The 17,167-nt window shown below is 66.0% G+C and carries 16 protein-coding genes and 2 tRNA genes; 7 read left to right on the forward strand and 11 right to left on the reverse strand.

Annotation, left to right across the window (positions count from 1 at the left end; translation table 11 throughout):
- Together ACM608_RS09675 and lipA are read right to left on the reverse strand one after the other, a co-directional pair.
- Positions 1-456 (reverse strand): type II toxin-antitoxin system RatA family toxin, encoded by a 456-nt coding sequence (locus tag ACM608_RS09675; protein WP_419683019.1) that lies wholly within the window; start codon positions 454-456, stop codon positions 1-3.
- Entirely contained in the window at positions 443-1,378 is a 936-nt protein-coding gene (gene lipA / locus ACM608_RS09680) for a lipoyl synthase (protein ID WP_419683020.1), read from the reverse strand. Before lipA ends, ACM608_RS09675 begins: the two co-directional genes overlap by 14 nt.
- 289 nt (positions 1,379-1,667) lie before the next feature.
- Here lipA and ACM608_RS09685 point away from each other — a divergent pair, with 289 nt between their 5' ends.
- From ACM608_RS09685 to ACM608_RS09700, 4 genes are all read left to right on the forward strand, one after another.
- Positions 1,668-2,309 carry a carbonic anhydrase gene (locus tag ACM608_RS09685; protein ID WP_419683021.1) on the forward strand — a complete coding sequence of 214 codons (642 nt, stop codon included), beginning with the start codon at positions 1,668-1,670 and terminating at the stop codon, positions 2,307-2,309.
- Positions 2,309-3,244 (forward strand): DMT family transporter, encoded by a 936-nt coding sequence (locus ACM608_RS09690; protein WP_419683022.1) that lies wholly within the window; start codon positions 2,309-2,311, stop codon positions 3,242-3,244. Before ACM608_RS09685 ends, ACM608_RS09690 begins: the two co-directional genes overlap by 1 nt.
- 11 nt (positions 3,245-3,255) lie before the next feature.
- Positions 3,256-3,690 carry a hypothetical protein gene (locus ACM608_RS09695; protein ID WP_419683023.1) on the forward strand — a complete coding sequence of 145 codons (435 nt, stop codon included), beginning with the start codon at positions 3,256-3,258 and terminating at the stop codon, positions 3,688-3,690.
- A 61-nt stretch (positions 3,691-3,751) separates the two neighbouring features.
- Complete coding sequence (locus tag ACM608_RS09700) at positions 3,752-4,720, forward strand: class I SAM-dependent methyltransferase (protein ID WP_419683024.1); 969 nt, start codon at positions 3,752-3,754, stop codon at positions 4,718-4,720.
- Between the two features lie 41 nt (positions 4,721-4,761).
- On the opposite strand, the gene ettA is transcribed toward ACM608_RS09700, so the two are convergent.
- Positions 4,762-6,441: an energy-dependent translational throttle protein EttA gene (gene ettA / locus ACM608_RS09705; RefSeq protein WP_419683025.1), complete on the reverse strand. Its 1,680-nt coding sequence runs from the start codon at positions 6,439-6,441 to the stop codon at positions 4,762-4,764.
- A gap of 123 nt (positions 6,442-6,564) precedes the next feature.
- On the opposite strand from ettA, the gene ACM608_RS09710 reads away from it, so the two are divergent.
- From ACM608_RS09710 to ACM608_RS09720, 3 genes are all read left to right on the forward strand, one after another.
- Complete coding sequence (locus ACM608_RS09710) at positions 6,565-7,938, forward strand: M20/M25/M40 family metallo-hydrolase (protein ID WP_419683026.1); 1,374 nt, start codon at positions 6,565-6,567, stop codon at positions 7,936-7,938.
- A gap of 160 nt (positions 7,939-8,098) precedes the next feature.
- A complete protein-coding gene (locus ACM608_RS09715; protein WP_419683027.1) occupies positions 8,099-8,329 on the forward strand; it encodes a hypothetical protein in 231 nt (76 codons plus the stop codon).
- Positions 8,330-8,570: 241 nt separating this feature from the next.
- Positions 8,571-8,924, forward strand: a complete 354-nt coding sequence (locus ACM608_RS09720; protein ID WP_419683028.1) for a hypothetical protein — start codon at positions 8,571-8,573, stop codon at positions 8,922-8,924.
- Between the two features lie 15 nt (positions 8,925-8,939).
- Here the strand turns inward: ACM608_RS09720 and ACM608_RS09725 are convergent, their stop codons facing one another.
- From ACM608_RS09725 to ACM608_RS09760, 8 genes are all read right to left on the reverse strand, one after another.
- Positions 8,940-9,311 (reverse strand): hypothetical protein, encoded by a 372-nt coding sequence (locus ACM608_RS09725; protein ID WP_419683029.1) that lies wholly within the window; start codon positions 9,309-9,311, stop codon positions 8,940-8,942.
- Positions 9,312-9,393: 82 nt separating this feature from the next.
- A tRNA-Pro gene (locus ACM608_RS09730) sits at positions 9,394-9,470 on the reverse strand.
- 46 nt (positions 9,471-9,516) lie between these two features.
- Positions 9,517-9,592: transfer RNA gene (locus ACM608_RS09735), tRNA-Ile, on the reverse strand.
- 54 nt (positions 9,593-9,646) lie between these two features.
- Positions 9,647-12,625, reverse strand: coding sequence for a double-strand break repair protein AddB (gene addB / locus ACM608_RS09740; protein WP_419683030.1), 2,979 nt, complete (start codon positions 12,623-12,625; stop codon positions 9,647-9,649).
- Complete coding sequence (locus tag ACM608_RS09745) at positions 12,618-13,313, reverse strand: nucleotidyltransferase family protein (RefSeq protein WP_419685158.1); 696 nt, start codon at positions 13,311-13,313, stop codon at positions 12,618-12,620. Before ACM608_RS09745 ends, addB begins: the two co-directional genes overlap by 8 nt.
- A 38-nt stretch (positions 13,314-13,351) precedes the next feature.
- Positions 13,352-14,317, reverse strand: a complete 966-nt coding sequence (locus ACM608_RS09750; RefSeq protein ID WP_419685160.1) for an aminoglycoside phosphotransferase family protein — start codon at positions 14,315-14,317, stop codon at positions 13,352-13,354.
- Positions 14,314-14,766: a tRNA (adenosine(37)-N6)-threonylcarbamoyltransferase complex ATPase subunit type 1 TsaE gene (gene tsaE / locus ACM608_RS09755; protein WP_419683031.1), complete on the reverse strand. Its 453-nt coding sequence runs from the start codon at positions 14,764-14,766 to the stop codon at positions 14,314-14,316. Before tsaE ends, ACM608_RS09750 begins: the two co-directional genes overlap by 4 nt.
- Positions 14,763-17,123 carry a PAS-domain containing protein gene (locus ACM608_RS09760; protein WP_419683032.1) on the reverse strand — a complete coding sequence of 787 codons (2,361 nt, stop codon included), beginning with the start codon at positions 17,121-17,123 and terminating at the stop codon, positions 14,763-14,765. Before ACM608_RS09760 ends, tsaE begins: the two co-directional genes overlap by 4 nt.
- Positions 17,124-17,167: the final 44 nt, after the last annotated feature.

Here is a 17,167-nt window from a genome sequence, read left to right on the forward strand (position 1 = left end):
TCAGGACGAACGGGATTCCTGTGGGTGGCCGTAAAGCGCCCGCGCCCGATCCTCGAACGCGCCGATCATCTTCCTGAGCGCACGATCGAACACCTGCCCCGCGATCATCTCGAACATGCGCGAGCGGAAGGCAAAATCCACCGCGAAGTGGACCAGCGACCCACCCGTCCCATCCGGCTCGAACCGCCAGTCGTTGCGGAGGTACTTCAGCGGCCCCTCGACATATTCGACATGCACCTCGGACGGCCGCGTCTTCAGCACGCGGGACGTGAACGTCTCCCGCAGCGCCTTGAACCCCACGGCAAGGTCCGCGACCATCTCGGTCTCATTGTCGGACCGGACACGTACCCCCGTCACCCAGGGCAAGAACTCGCCATAGCGGGCGACGTCGGTGACGAGATCGTACATCTGCCCCGGCGTGTACGGGAGCGTCCGCGTCTCACTATGCCGGGGCACCGACCGTCCGACCCAGCTTCAGTTCGCGCGCGGCCTTCATCTTCGCGAAGTCGTCGCCCGCGTGATAGCTAGACCGCGTCAGCGGGCTCGCCGCCACGAGCAGGAAGCCTTTGGCGCGGGCGATCGCGGCATAGGCGGCGAAGGCCTTCGGGCTGGTGAACTCCTGCACCTTGGCGTGCTTCGGCGTCGGTTGCAGGTACTGGCCCATCGTCAGAAAATCGATGTCGGCGGACCGCATGTCGTCCATCACCTGATGGACCTCCAGCCGCTCCTCGCCCAGGCCGGTCATGATCCCGGACTTGGTGAAGATTGTCGGGTCGAGCCGCTTGACGCTCTCCAGCAGCCGCAGCGAAGCGTAGTACCGCGCACCCGGCCGGATCGTCGGGTACAGCCTCGGCACGGTTTCCAGGTTGTGGTTGTAGACGTCAGGCCGCGCCGCGACGATCGCCTCCACCGCCGCATCCGCCTTGTTGCGGAAATCGGGCGTCAGGATCTCGATCGTCGTATTCGGGGTCGTGCGGCGCAGCGCTTCGATCACCTTCACGAACTGCGACGCGCCACCGTCCTTCAGATCGTCGCGATCGACCGAGGTGACGACGATATGCTCCAGCCCCAGCTCCGCCGCGGCATCGGCGACATGCTGCGGCTCCTTCAGATCCACCGCGCGCGGCATACCCGTTTTCACGTTGCAGAAAGCGCAGGCCCGCGTGCAGGTGTCGCCCAGGATCATCACCGTCGCGTGCTTCTTGGTCCAGCATTCACCGATATTCGGGCAGGCCGCTTCCTCGCAGACCGTCGCGAGGTTGAGGCGACGCATCAGCTGGCGCGTCTCGTTGAAGGCGTTGCCGGTGGGCGCCTTCACCCGGATCCAGTCGGGCTTGCGGACGCGTTCCGGGCGAGGCAGCGGTGTGAGCTCGTTCATGGGACGCAGATAGCGCCCCGGGACCCCTGTAACAACCATCGAGCGGCCGCTGTTACTGTCGGGGCTCGTTTCTGCTGTCCTACACAGCCACCCAGGAAGTAGGTCGAAAGCATGTCACTTCGAAACTCGCACAACGCTTCCACATCTCGCTCGCGGGCCCCTGCCCGGAACGCGTTTTCCGCGCTGACGTAGTGTAAACTTAGTCAACTTCCGAGGGAGTCCCGCCCGCCTTGCGCACCGCTGCCGTGGCGCTAAACGACACCCACAAACACACGAAAGCGGACGCAGCATGGCCGACTTCAACGATCTCCTGAACGGATACCGCCGTTTCCGCACCGGCGGGTGGCAGGCACAGCGGGCACGCTGGGCGGAACTGGCGCAGGGGCAGAGCCCGAAGGTGATGGTGATCGCCTGTTCGGACAGCCGCGTCGATCCCAGCCAGATCTTCGACACCTCGCCCGGCGAGATGTTCGTCGTACGCAACGTCGCCAACCTCGTGCCACCCTTCGAGGTCGGCGGCGGGCGGCACGGCGTGTCGGCGGCGCTCGAATTCGCGGTGACCCAGCTCGAAGTGTCGGAGGTCGTCGTCATGGGCCACGGCGCATGCGGCGGCTGCAAGGCGGCGCTCTCGCGCCAGTTCGCCGATGCGCAGCCGGGCGACGGCGGCTTCATCGCGCACTGGATCGACCTGCTCGACGAAGCGCGGGACCGGATCAAGGCGGAGCATGGCGACGGCCCCGAAGCGGTTCACGCGATGGAGTTGGAGGCGGTGAAGGTCAGCCTCGCGAACCTCCGAACCTTCCCTTTCGTCGCGAAGCGTGAAGCCGCCGGCACGCTGAAGCTGCGCGGTGCCTATTTCGCCATCGCCGACGGCCTCCTCCACCTTCTAGACGAGGACAGCGGCAGCTTCTCGCCCGCCTCTGCGACCTGATGCTGCCGGAAAGCGAGGCGCCGGCGGGTCGGCGGTACCTGCCGGAACTCTCGCTGTTCGGCATCACTCTGCTCTGGGGTGCCACCTTCCTCGTTACCCAGATCGGTCTCGACGATTGGGGGCCGTTCTTCTTCGTCGGCGTGCGCTTCGCCATCGCCGCAGCGCTGCTGTTCATCACCAGCCCTCGCCATATGGTCCGCGTTACCCGCGTCGAACTGACCTCGTCGCTCTGGATCGGCGCAGCGATGACCGCCGGCATGGCGCTCCAGGCGATTGGCCTTCTCTACATCCCCAGCAGCAAGTCCGCCTTCATCACCTCGCTCTACGTGCCGCTGGTACCCGTCGCCGAGCTGATCTTCCTCCGGCGGATGCCGCGCCGGATGGTCTGGGTCGGCGTCGTGATGGCGCTCGCAGGCCTCACCCTCTTGGCCGGTCCGCGCGAGGTGATGGGCCTGACCCTCGGCACGGGGGAGACGCTCACCATCCTCTGCGCCGTGGCGACCGTAGGCCAGATCGTGCTGATCGGCGTCTTCGCCCGCGCCGTTGACGGCCGCCGCGCCGCGATGCTGCAGATGGCGGTGACCGCCGCCCTCTGCTTTGCGATGATGCCGTTGACGGGCGAGGCGCTTCCCCGCTGGTCGCCTGTCGCTTTCGGATGCGTCGTTGTGCTGGGCGTCGGCAGCGTGATCATCCAGGTGACGATGAACTGGGCGCAGCGCAGTGTCTCCGCCACCCGCGCCTCGCTGATCTATGCGGGGGAGCCGGTCTATGCCGGGGTGATCGGCTGGGCCGCCGGAGATCGCCTCCCCGGCTCCGCGATCCTCGGCGGCGCGCTGGTGGTGCTGAGCGTCGTCGTCAGCGAGTTGCGCCTCGGCCGGGGACCCAAGCGGAACGCCGCCCCTCCATCCGTCGTTACGCCGCCAGCAAATAGTTGATGGAGACGATGATGAAGCGCATCTTCTTGTCTGCCGCCGCCATGATCTCCCTCTCGGGCGTGGCGATGGCGCAGACCCCGCCCAATCCCGCTCCGACGAACCAGGAGCTGCCGCAGGACCGCGGCCACGACAAGCACACGGCGAAGCACGATGCGGTGGACGCCGCCGAGAAGCCGGCAACCCAAACGCTGAACGCCTCCTCACTGGCGGTCGACACCGCCGTCGAGGCGCAGAACCAGAAGCAGTACGCGCTCGACCAGGCCGCCTATCGCGCCGAAGTCGCCGCTCGCAAGGAACTGATCGCGAACGACGAAGCCCGCTATCAGGCCCAGACCAACGCCTATGCCGACGCCATGGCCGCCTGGCGCGCGCAGGTCGCCGCGTGCAAGGCCGGCAAGACCAAGGCGTGCGACATGCCCGCCCCAACCTTCGCCCAGTATTACTGAACGGTCGGAAGCCTGTGGCGGCGTCCTTGCCGCGGCCAATCCAGCCCTTCATAGCGGAAGGATGAACATCGCACGGCGCTTTCGTAAGCAATTTGAAATGGCGGGCACGGTCAAGCTGGACGCGTGCCCGCTATGCGGATCGAAGGATACCGCGCTGCTCTGGCAGCTGCCGCAGAACCGTCTGCCGGCCAACACCCGCCTCAGCGCGCCAGGCACGTCGCTGGACCAGCTCTACCTCGATTACCTGCCCACGCTTGAGGCGCCGCAGAAGCTGTTCCGCTTCGACATCTGCGGCGCGTGCGAGACGATCTTCCTGAACCCCAAGGAGGACGATCACGCAGTCTACAAGCGCGACGTGTCGAAGGTCGAAAGCTTCCGCCGTCTGGGTACGAAGGAGTTCGTCACCTCTTCCAACGAGTACCTCTCGCACCTGCCCGTAGGGTCGAAATGCGTGGTCGATCTTGCCTGCGGCGCGGGGCAGGCCCTGCACGTCATGCGGGATGCGAGGCCGGACCTGCGGTATATCGGGCTCGAACTTTCCGAACCGAGCGTCGCCTTCATGCGCGACGAATTGGGTTTCGAGGCGCATACGGTTGATCTGGACAACGACGATCTCGACAGCATCATCCCGCCGGGCAGCGTCGATTTCGTGATCGCGCAGGAAGCGTATGAGCATGTGCGCGATCCGATCACGCTCGTGCAGAAGGCCGCGCGGATGTTGCGCCCGGGCGGCCGGATGTGGCTCACGGCGCAATATTGGGGCGACAACGCACTGGTGATCCGGGTGGGAGAACCGGTCTACATCAACGAGATCGGATTTCGCCTGACGCTGGAGAGGAGCGGCCTGCGCGTCCTGAAGATGCGGCGCGACGTGAAGATAAGAGCGCTTCTGGAGAAACCCGCCGACACCGCTACCGCGGACGGCAGCTTCGACTGGGCAGCCAGCAAAGTGGTGAAGAAGCCGTCGTCTGCAAAAACGAAGAAGAAGCCGGGTTGGAGGAAGCGGCTGAAACGTCTGTTCAGCCGCTAAGCCCGATTGCCCTCCCCCAACGCCGTTCGACAGCGCAGCCTTTACCGCGTCAGCTTCTTGTAAGCCCCCGCACTAGCCCGGTCCGCCGCATCGCCCAGGCGGCGGCGCTTGTCCTCCTCATACGCCTCGAAGTTCCCCTCGAACCACTCGACATGGCCGTTGCCCTCGAATGCCAAGATATGGGTAGCGAGACGGTCGAGGAAGAAGCGGTCGTGGCTGATGACCACGGCACAGCCGGCGAAGTTCTCGATCGCCTCCTCCAGCGCGCCGAGCGTCTCGACGTCGAGATCGTTGGTCGGCTCGTCGAGGAGCAGGACGTTGCCGCCACGCTTCAGCATCTTGGCGATGTTGACGCGGTTGCGCTCACCGCCGGACAGCTTGCCGACGATCTTCTGCTGGTCCTGGCCCTTGAAGTTGAAGGCACCGACATAGGCGCGGGTCGACTGATCGTGACCGTTGACCTTCATGTAATCGAGGCCGTCCGAGATCTCCTGCCAGACGTTGTTCTTGGGATCGAGATGGTCGCGGCTCTGGTCGACATAGCCAAGGCGGACGGTGCTGCCCTTTTCGATCGTCCCGCTATCCGGCGCTTCCTGGCCGGTGATCAGCTTGAACAGCGTCGACTTGCCGGCACCGTTGGGACCAATCACGCCGACGATGCCGCCGGCCGGCAGGGTGAAGGTCAGGTCGCTGAACAGCTTCTTGTCCCCATAGGACTTGGAGATGTTCTCGACCTCGATCACCTTGCCGCCGAGACGTTCGGGGACCTGAATGACGATCTGCGCCTTGCCCGGTGTGCGGTTCTCCTGCGCGGCGACGAGCTGGTCGAACTTGGCAATACGCGCCTTGGACTTGGTCTGGCGGGCCTTGGCGCCCTGCCGGATCCACTCCAGCTCGTTACGGATCGCGGTTTGGCGACCGGACTCCTCGCGCTCCTCCTGTTCAAGGCGCTTGGCCTTCTTCTCGAGGTACGTGGAGTAATTGCCCTCGTAGGGGAAGTACTTGCCGCGATCGATCTCGAGGATCCAGCCGACGACGTTGTCGAGGAAGTAGCGGTCGTGGGTGATCATCAGCACCGCGCCCGCGTAATCCTTCAGATGCGCCTCCAGCCACTGGACGCTCTCGGCATCAAGATGGTTGGTCGGCTCGTCGAGCAGCAGGATCGACGGCTTCTGGATCAGCAGCCGGGTGAGCGCGATGCGGCGCTTCTCACCGCCGGACAGGCTTTCGACCGGCCAGTCGGAAGGCGGGCAACGCAGCGCTTCCATTGCGATCTCCAGCTGGTTGTCGAGCGTCCAGCCATCGACCGCGTCGATCTTCTCCTGAAGGACGCCCATTTCCTCCAGCAGCTTGTCGAAGTCGGTGTCGTCCTTGGGATCACCCATCTCGGCCGAGATCGCGTTGAAGCGATCGACCATATCGGCGACGTCGCGGGCACCGTCCTTGACGTTCTCCAGCACGTTCTTAGACGGGTCGAGTTGCGGCTCCTGTGGCAGATAGCCGACCGTGATGTTCTCGCCCGGCCAGGCCTCACCCACGAAGTCGGTGTCGATGCCGGCCATGATCTTCATCAGCGTCGACTTGCCGGCGCCGTTCGGGCCGACGATGCCGATCTTGGCACCCTGGTAGAACTGCAGGTTGATGTTGTTCAGCACCGGCTTCGGCGCGCCGGGGAAGGTCTTGGTCATGTCCTTCATGACGAAGGCGTACTGGGCGGCCATGCGAGGCTGTCTCCGCGTATCTTGGGTCTGCTTGGATGTGGCGCCGATATAATCGCCCCGCCACGGAAGGCAAACGGCAGAGACGGGGTTGGCAGTCGAGGGTCCGGCGCTAAGGTCGTGGACATGAAGCAGCTTCTCCTCGCCACCGCCGCCCTTCTCTCCTCTCCCGCTCTCGCCGCCGATACCGCCGCGCTGCGCGACGCGGCGCTGAAGGACGATCTCGCCTGGGAGATCACAGAGACGCTGACGACCGAAATCGGCCCCCGCCCTGCCGCCGGAGAGGCCGAGGCACGGGCCCGCGACTGGGCGGTGAAGAAGCTGAACGCGCTCGGCTTCGCCAATGTAAGGATCGAGACGTTCGACATGCCCGCTTGGGAGCGCGGAGCAGAGACGGCGGAAATCATCAGCCCCTTCCCACAGCGGCTCGTGCTCGCCGCACTGGGGAACAGCGGCGCCACCCCGTCCGCCGGCATCACGGCGGAGGTGGTCGCCTTCGACGGGCTGCAGGCCCTCGAAGCGGCACCCGCGGCGCAGGTCGCGGGCAAGATCGTCTTCGTGAACCACGCGATGGCGGCGACGCAGGACGGTTCGGCCTACGGCCCCTTCGGTCAGATTCGGCGCAAGGGCCCGTCGGTCGCCTCTCAGAAGGGCGCGGCCGCGATCGTCATCCGCTCGATCGGCACCGATCATCACCGCAACCCGCATACCGGCGTGCAGGTCTGGGCCGAGGGGGTGAAGCCGATCCCCGCGGCGGCCCTCACACTTCCGGACGCGGACCAGCTCGCCCGCATCTTCAAGCGCGGCAAGCCGGTGACCATGCACCTGACGCTCACGCCACGCAGCGTGGGAACGCGTCAGTCGGGCAACGTTATTGCCGAGGTGCCGGGGCGCGAAAAGGACGCCGGGATCGTCCTGATCGGCGGTCATCTCGACAGCTGGGATCAGGGAACGGGCGCGATCGACGACGCGGCCGGCGTCGCGATCACCACGGCGGCGGCGAAGCGGATCATGGACGCGGGCAAGCCGCTCCGCACCATCCGCCTCGTCTGGTTCGGGGCGGAAGAGGTCGGGCTGTTCGGGGGCAACGCCTATCGCGATCGGCACCGGACCGAGAAGCACGCCGTGGCGGCCGAGTCCGACTTCGGCGCCGATCGGGTGTGGCGGTTCCAGACCAACGTCAGCGCCACCTCTGCCCCTGTCGTCACGCCAAAGCTGAGCGCTGCGCTCAACCCGCTCGGCATCGCGTTCGGCGGCAGGAACGGAGACGCGGGTGGCTCCGACATCTCGGTGATGACGGCGATCGGCGTGCCGACGCTGGAACTCAGCCAGGACGGCACGCGCTATTTCGACCTGCATCACACCCCTGACGACACGCTCGACAAGGTCGATCCCGAGCAGCTTCGCCAGAACGTGGCGGCATGGACGGCCATGCTGTCGGTGGTCGCGAACGACGCGACCGAGCTTGGCCCGATCGACCCTCCGGCTGCTGCGCATTGAGGCTGTGCGGCTTCGAAATGCGACGAACGGTGAGGTCCGCCTGTTCACTCACCGTAAATTTCCCCGTTGACGGTAGACATTCCGCGACTAGAGAAGACGACAGGGACGGCGTTCGGGCCGGACCCCTTGATGATTTATGACCCTAAAGGGGAGTGCTCGAATGAAGAAGCTGGGTTTCGCTTTCGCCGCTGGTCTGCTCTCGCTGGCCGCTTGCTCGTCGTCGACGCCGGCTGAGAACGCCGCGGACGCCAACGAGGCCGCGCTGGACAACGTGGGTGAGGTCCTCGAGGACGCCGCCGAGAACACCTCGAACGAGGTTGCGGCCGACGCGCTCGACAACGCTGCGGACAACGCGCACGACGCCGCCGACAACGCTGGCGCCGCGCACTAAGCTTCGCTCCCGCTTCTAAACGGGAAAGAACAGACGGGCGTCTCCTTCGGGAGGCGCCCGTTTTCTATTGTGCTCGTCTTACCCTGCGACCAATGAAGCCATTGCGCGTTGTGCGGAGATGCCGCGCAAGCTGAAGGTCTACCGAACGCCGATCGGCTTCCACGACGCCTATGTCGCAGCGACCAGTTAGAAGGCGGCGCTTGACGCCTGGGGAACCAGCGCGAACCTCTTCGCACGCGGAATGGCGGAGGAGGTCAGCGATCCAAATCTCGCCGCACCGGCTTTGGCGGCACCGGGGACGATAATCCGTCGGCTAAGGGATGCACCGCCCGGCGAAGATGCTCCGGACCAAACGCAGAAGCGCAACAAACGGAAGGCTGCTCCACCATCGCGGCAAGCACTCGATCGCGCGGAGAAGGCGGTGGAACAGCTGAAGCATGAACAAGCCGAAGCTCTCGACCGGCTTGATCATCAGATTGCCGCGCTGAAACGGCAGCGCCAGGCTCTTGTCAAAGACCAGGCTGAGGAGAGAGCCACGGCAGAAGAGGTTCTAGCGAAAGAGAGTGCAGCGTACGACAAGAGAATGAGCAAGTGAAACGCAGATGAACATTCAAACGCTCTTGAACCAAGGCTCATCGACGACGGTCAGCCCGGCATTGCTCGTCCCTGCCCTGAACGGTAAGGCAGGCTTGCCGCCGCCTCCGCCAACAGCAACAGGTATGTTCATCTCCTGGGCAGCGGCGAACAGGGCATGGTGCGCCTCCACGACCTTGCCTTGCGCCATGATGATCTGAGTCATGGCACAGTCTAGCGCTTCTAAGGCGTCCTGCCCGACCTCAACGGCGAGACCTGCTTCCAACCTGCCGCCAGCTAGGCAAGCGATGAGCGCAGCGCCATTCTTCAAAGCCGTGTCTACACTCCGCTCCAGAGCGTGAAGTTGACGGGTCGCGCGGTGCGCGAGTTCGATCGCCTTCTCGTTCATTGGCCCTCTCGTCGGCAGCATACCCCCGGCGAGCAGGCCGGAACCGCGACGATGAGCGGTCGTCGCAACAAAAACTAGAGGATGGTCGGGGAGACAGGATTCGAACCTGCGACCCTCTGCTCCCAAAGCAGATGCGCTACCAGGCTGCGCTACTCCCCGACGGCCGCGCCTTAGCGGGCGGGACGACGGGCGGCAAGCGGAGGGTTGGTGGGCCCGGCAGGACTCGAACCCGCAACCTAGCCGTTATGAGCGGCCAGCTCTAACCATTGAGCTACAGGCCCCACCTGTCCTCTCGTTAGCGGAGCGGCGGCGGGGCTGGCAACGGTCAGCCGCGCTCACCCTTCATCCCGGCCATACCATTCTTCCAGCCGCATCAGCTGGTCGTACTCCCCATAAGGCGCGTACTCGGGGTGAAGCTTCGCGGTGAACGGAGCATTGCCGGTCAGCCATTTCGCAGCCGCCTCCGTGAGGACACCCGCCGCGCGATCGGCGAACTGGTCAGGTGGAATGCCGCCCTTAGCCTTGGCGTCGGTTGGGCTGCGGACCTGGCCGAAGCCGCCGCCGGGTGCGCGGGCGAAGGACCAGTACTCGAACGTGCCGGCATCCCCCGCCACATCGGGAAAGCCCCCGGAGCGCGCAATATAGCCGAGCAGGCCGAGCTGCATCGCATAACCTGCGGCGACCTGAGCCGTGCTGGGCGGCATGCCCGTCTTGTAATCGACTATGGCGAGCGAACCATCCGACAGTCGGTCGATGCGGTCGGCCGTTCCCTGAAGCGTGATGCCGGCGATCTCCGCCTCGCCCTTGATCTCGACCTTGATTGGATCGCGCCCCTGGGCGCGATCTTCTGCCAGCCGCGCTGCCACCCAGTCAACCGCTTCCATCAGGCGCGGCTCCCAGAGCGCGCGGAGCACAGGATGCGCGGCGACCTGATCGAGGAGGCGCTCGGCGCGTGGACGGAGCGCGTCGGGACGTGCGTCGTCGTGCAGGAACCACTCCTCCAGCACACGGTGCACCAGCGTGCCGCGCCAGGCTGGGTTCGGGTCGGCGTTGACCGGATCAAGATCGGGAAGCTTCAGGATCGCGCGCGCGTAGAAGGCGAATGGGTCGGCCTTGAGCCGGTCGACGGCCGTAACCGAGATGCGCCTTGGTCGCGCCGAGGGCGGCGGTATCGGCTGCGGCCGGGCGGCGGGTGTCAGCGGCCCACTCGGCGCATCAAGGCGCGCGGCGAGCCGCTGCAGGCGGTGCTCGCGCGGCAGCCCGCCGGTCATCGCATCAAGGCGTAACCAGAAGCGCGACGCGATCGTAGGGGCCGTCGCATCCCGCCGGGCGCGAGTCAGCAGCACCGACGGTCCACCGAGGTTGAGCGCGAAGTCCTGCGCGGCGGTGCCGATCCGTCGCTCGAGCCCCGGAAGACCCAAAGCGGCACGAAGGCCCGGAGCCAGCCACGGGTCGGGGGCAGGAAGCGAGGGCCACACGCCTTCGTTTAGCCCGGCAAGGATGGTCAGGTCAGCCTGCTGCAGCCGCGCCTCGATCAGGCCCCAGATGAACACACGAGGGTGACGATCCTGCGAAACGCGGCGGATCGCGACCTCGTTCAACAATTGGCGCAGGACGGCAGGGATCGCTGCTATATCGCTGATCTCCGGTGCCTCCGCCGCGACCGCCTCCTGCGCGGCAACGAAATCAGCTAGGGCCCGGCCCGCCTCCCCGGCCCAGATCGCGTCGCCACAAAGCATCTGTGCGCAACGGCGGAGGGCAGCCAAGGCCGACGCAAGATCGCGGGCCGCTGAGAACTCGACCTCGAAGTCTGTGAGGAGCGGCGCGATCTGCAACCAAGCACGTTCGGCGACTGCGCGGACCCGTTCGGTTCGGCTATCGCCTTCTTGGAAGAACGTCGCTATCCCCGCCAGCCGAGGACCGGGCCTCGGCCCCCTGAGCCCCAGGTCGACCGCCCTCACCATGTCCAGCCAAGCCAGGCGCTCGTCGCCCTGGCGAACGAGCGGATGTTTTAGCACGGCAAGCAACGGCACCGGCGCGAAGCGCTCCACCGCCATCTCGGCAAGCGCGAGCAGGACGACCCCGGGGGGTTCTTCGGACAACGGCCGCCCCCCCGAGTCATCGGCGGCGATATCCCACCGCCTCAGGAGCGCGACGATGCGCCGGGCGAGCGCGCGATCGGGCGTAACGACCGCGACCGTGCGGCCAGGCTCTTCCAATGCGCGGCGGATGGCGACAGCGATACCCAGCGCCTCCTCGGCAGGTGTCGAGAACTCCGCGGCCTTGATCCCCGACAGGCGCCGATGGGGAGTCGGCAACCTCTCCCATTGGGCGGTCGCCGCCGCCGGTCGCATCGCATTCGATATCGCTCGCGTCGTGAGCGGCCGCCCTTTCCGATCGCCCGACCAGCGCCAGCGCCGCACATCCGTACGCTCGACGCCCAGTTCAGCCAGGAGTTGCTTGGCCGCGAATTGGGGATGAGTCTCCAGTGCTGGACGGCGGCGGCCGGTTGCCGGGTTCGGCTCATGCGGGCCGAGCATGTCCCAAACCTCGTTCGGCAGATGCGTGTCGAGGCCTGCCAAAATCGCCGAACCCCGCTCCATCCTCGCGATGACGCGAAGCAGGTCCGAGATAGCGGGGGCGAAGTTGTCGAAGCCGGCCGCTACGACGAAGCCCTCCGGGGCCGACGTACGCCATTGTGCCGCAAGCGATGACAGCACGCGATTGCGGCGATCGGCGAGGTCGATACGACCAAGGCGGGCCAGTTCCGCAGGCCACAAATCGAGCACGATCCGCAACCGGTGGAGCGAGCTTTGCCAATGTACGGAGAACTCATCTGCGACGGCATCGCGTAGGCGACGAGGATCGACACGCTCGATGATCAGCTGATCCAACGTCCGCGCGAGGTCAGCGGCGAGCCGGTAGGCTTCGGCTGCCTCGCATCCGGTCGCCTGCGCGACAAGCCTAGCTAAGATCGTGCGTCGAACGACCGGATCGATTGCCGGCGGGATTGGCTCATCGACATCGATGCCGTCCAGCAACGCGCCTGCCCCCTCGCCCGCTTCGAGGTCGCCCACCGCGACAAGGCGGGGCAGCAGTAAGCCACCCTCTGCGCGGCGGACGAAAGCGTCGGCAACCGCCCGCACCGCGCGGTTGTTGGGAAGGATGATGATCCCACGCGCGAGGTCGAGCGGATCGCGCCCATGGCGACCGAGGAGGCCGGCGGCCAGCGCATCGGCAAAGGCGTGATGGAGGGGTATGTTGTAGACCGACGGCAAGGGATCACCGGCCCGCACCCCTGCCCCGCTATTCATTGCCGATCAGAAGCTCCGCCTTCGGAATGGCGCCGGGCGTTCCAACGTCGATCCAGAGGCCCTGATGGGCGACGCCGTAGAGCCGTCCGGCAGCGATCGCGCGATCCCACAGGATGTTGGTGGAGAAGGCACCCACGGGCGGATCGGCCAACAGCCGTTTGGAGACGAGTTGTACGCCGGTGAAGACGAAAGGCGCGACTTTCCCCGTGGCGCGGCGGCTGAGCTTACCCGATGCGCTCATGTGAAAATCGCCGCGGCCCGCGTGGCAATGCGCGCGGGCAAGCGGCACGACCAGCAGGAGCGCGTCCATCGAAGAATCGTCCCAGCGCTCCGCCAACAAGCGGAGCGTGTCCGCGGGGCCGTCGATCCACAGATTGTCGGCATTGACCGCGAAGAACGTGTCCTCGGCGATCAACGGTGCCGCCTTGACCAGCCCGCCACCGGTCTCCAGCAGCAGCGCGCGCTCGTCGGAAATACGAACGTCGAGCTCGCCCTTGCGACGCGCGACATGCGCCTCCAGCGCATCGGCGAGGTAGTGGACGTTGACGACAACCTTGGCGACACCGGCCGCACGGAGCCGGTCGAGGACATGGTCGAGGAGCGCCTTACCCGCAACCTCGACGAGCGGCTTGGGGCGCGTGGCGGTGAGCGGCCGCATACGCTTGCCGAGCCCGGCGGCGAGCACCATTGCCGTGCGAGGCGGAGAGAACGGTGCTTCGGCCGGTCTCACGTCGCCAGCGTTCCTGCTGTCCAAGCCGCCGCCCGCTTCTCCACAGGCACGTTCCGGTCGAACCAGGCCTTAACTGGGGCTAGTGCGGGATGGGCGAGATCGCGTTCGAGATACCGCCAGACGCGTGGCTGGAGCGACAGATAGCGCGGCTTGCCGTCCCGTTTCCACAAGCGGGTGAAGATGCCAAGGATCTTGGCGTTCCTCTGAGCACCAAGGATGGCGTAGGCAGCGTCGTCGAGCGGCCGACTACTCCGATAACGGGCCAGCATCGACGCTTCGGTCGCCGCGCTGACATCTCGCCTGGCGTCCTGAAGTAGGGAGACGAGATCGTAGGCGGGGTGCCCTGTCAGCGCGTCCTGGAAATCGAGCAGCGCGAGATCCTGCCCCTCCCGAAGCATGATGTTCTCGGCGTGATAATCGCGAAGGACCAGCACGGAGCGTTCCGTCACCTGGGCAAGAACCGTATTCCATGCACTGACATAAGCCTCCACATCGACCGGTAGATCGACAGCAGGCCCGTACCACTCGGTGAAAAGCCCAGCCTCTCGCTGATAAACGGCTCGATCGTAGGGCGGGAGGTCCGCAGGGGGCGGAACCGAATGGAGCCGCAGGAGAAGATCGACGGCGTCACCATATATCTTCGCCTCGCGCGAGGGATCGAGAGCGACCGCCTCGGCCACCCGGTCGTCGCCAAAATCCTCAAGGAGGATCAATCCTGCGTCGAGGTCGGTTGCGAAGACCTGCGGCGCGGCGAAGCCGGTCGAGCGGAGATGGGCAGCGACAGCGAGGAAGGGTCTGCTGTCCTCATGCTCGGGCGGCGCGTCCATCAGCACGGCGGTGCGGCCCGGGGCCGCAACCCGGAAGTAGCGGCGGAACGAGGCGTCTCCCGCGAGCGGCAGGATCGTGCCGTCGCCCCAGCCGTTCGCGGCGAGGAAGGGCATCGCGGTGGCGGGCGGAATCATTGCGGCGGCCATCGATCCTTCCAAGATGGCGACACCTCGGCTGTCAAGCGGCGGGCGGGCGTTCCGGCACCTTCGATCCGAAGGCGCAGGCTGTGCTTCCACAGAGCCAGACCGAGCCGCTGCGGCCATTCGAGAATGATGGCACCTTCATCGAGCGCCTCATCGAGCCCGAGTTCACGGACATCGGCGTCGTCGTCCAAGCGGTAGAGATCGACATGGAGGACCGGCAGGCGTGCCTCCGGCGGATCGTAGGCCTGAACGATGGCGAAGCTTGGGCTGGGCATGTCGCCCGTCACGCCAAGGCCGGCAAGAATACCTCTCGCAAGGCTCGTCTTGCCGGCGCCGAGATCGCCTTCGAGTGCGATCACATCGCCAGCGCGCAGATGCTCGGCGATCGCGCGACCGAACGTCAGCATCGCCGCCTCTCCCGTCAGGGTCACTACGCTCATTCGTCTGCGTCGTCCCGCGATTGACGGCGTGGGATCTGGACCACCACGGCTACGTCATCGCCTACAGTGGCTGCGTAATCGACCGTGCCCCCATGCCCCTCCACAACCTGCCGTACGAGCGAGGTCGCGAAGGCCGCTTCGCCTCCGCTCTCGGCTGCTTTCCCCGCCGACTGACCGGTGCCCGAAAGAATGATCTCGCCTGCAAGGGCGGTGCCCGTCACCCGCACGACGATGCGCCCGCCTGACGCGGTCGTCGCCAGTGCCCGATCAATCAGCGCCTCGATCGCCTGCCCAAGCCGGCGCCGGTCCCCGACGAGAGTGCCCGCCCGCGCGTCCGCCCGCACCTCGACGGAGACACCCTGCGCCTCCGCACGATCACGCACGGCGGCGAGGGCATCATGGGCGAGCGGTCCCAGCTCGATCGGCTCGGCCGGCATCGGCAGGTCGCCGATCTGGCTATGCGTCTGTTCCAGAGCGTCGTCGATTAGCGCGCTGAGGCGATCGACCGAATCGTTGATCGCACGGACGTACTCGGTCTGGTCGGGCGTGAGTTCGCCCGCATAGCCCCCGCTCAACATCTCCGCGAAGCCGCCGATCGAGGTGAGTGGAGTGCGCAGTTCGCGGCTCATATTCGCCATGAAGGCGCTTTTGATACGGTCGGCCTCACCCAGCGCATCGTTCGCCTGGCGGAGCGCGATCTCGATACGATGGCTGTCGGTCACATCCAGCATGGTGAAAAGCGCATTGCCATCCGGCAATGGGACGGCCGCGAACGCGAAATGTCGCCCATCCGCCATCTGGACATGACCGGAGCGCTGTTGCCGATCGACCGTCGCGATCCGCACAAGCTCACGGATCAGCCCGGCACGCGCCGGATTGGTCAGGCGGCGCGCGACGGTGTCGACAAGCGCATCCACGCGCGGGTGGGTCGCGAGAACCGCCTCTTCCAGTCCCCAGACTTCGCGAAAGCGATTGTTCCAGATGTAGAGCCGCCCGTCGCTTGCGAAGACAGCCAACGCCTCGAACAGATTGTCGAAGGTGGCGGTACGGACGCGCAGCAGGGTATCGCGCGCGGAGGCGAGCTGGATCTGCTCGGTGCGATCCTCAAAGATGACCAGCAGGCCGCCGTCGGGCAGCGGTTGCGCAACGACCCGAAGGTGAAGGCCGCCGGGCAGCAGCCAGTTCTCCTCGATCGCGCCGCTCGGCGTCGTGAACCAGGCTCGCCGCTCGGCCTTCCAGCCGCGAAAGTCGTAGCTTTCCGGAAGGCGGCCGGCCTCCCGCATCCGCTCCAGCACGCGGTCGAACTCCGGCCGATCCGCCAGCCATTCGGCCTTCATCGCGAACAGGCGCCGAAATGCCTGATTGGAGAAGACGAGGTTATGATCGGGCCCGAACTGCGCGACGCCGGCGGAGAGCCGGTCGAGCATGTCCCGCTGTGCGCTGGCAAAGCGGGTGAGGTCGCCACGCGCCTGCTCCAGCTCCTCGACATCGACCGCATAGCCAGCGACGCCTGCCTCGCCGAGCGGCACATCGACGATCCGCAGCATACGACGCTGACCGGAGATCGTCGCCGGCGCATTGCGAGACTGCACCTGTCCGGTCTCCCGCGCGGTGGCGGCGCTGGCGAGCGGGTTGCGCCCGACATTCGCCTCCACCAGTTCCAGACCGCCGCTGATGACCTGCCCGGCACTCTCCGCCTCGACCGCCCTCACGTAGGCCGAGTTGACGAGGCTGAGGCGCAGGTCGCTGCCGCGGTGCCACATGGGAATTGGCGCAGCCTCGATCAGCGAAGCCAGCGCATCCAGCGCGGTCCGCAGCCGTTCGCCCTCCAAGGTCAACTGCTCGACGCGTCGGCTGACCTCGCTTGAGTCGAACAGCCACAGGATCACGCCCCCGGGCCCTGCGACGGACGCGTTGAGCGGGCGTCCCATGATGGTCAGGCGGCGGTCGGACGACGCGATATTCGCAACCTGAGTGAAATCGGCCGCCAGACTGCGTGCCGCTGCCACATGCTCTTTCAAGAGCGCGAGGTCCTCGGCAGGTATACCGGTTTGGTTACCGGAGAGTTCGGAGAGAAAGGAGGGCCTTTGCGGCAGGCCGAGCCAATCGGCGATCCGGTCCGAGGTCTGGATCTGACCATCTGCGGAAACGATGATCGGGATCGCGGGCATCGAGGCCAGCAGGGCAGACCAACGTGGCGCGCGATCCGGCTCCCTCGCGCCTCCACGCTGTCGGCGGATACCGGCGACGGTCACCCATATTGCGCAGATCGTCCAAAAACCTGCGATGGCGAGTAAAGCGACCACGCCGACAGGCGGAATGGTCGGAAAAGCGCCGTCCGGAAATGCGATCCTCATACCGTGTCTTTAGGACCTGCCCTGCCATGCCGCGAGGAGATTAT

Source organism: Sphingomonas sp. ID0503, assembly GCF_048565625.1.
GTDB lineage: Bacteria > Pseudomonadota > Alphaproteobacteria > Sphingomonadales > Sphingomonadaceae > JBLZUR01.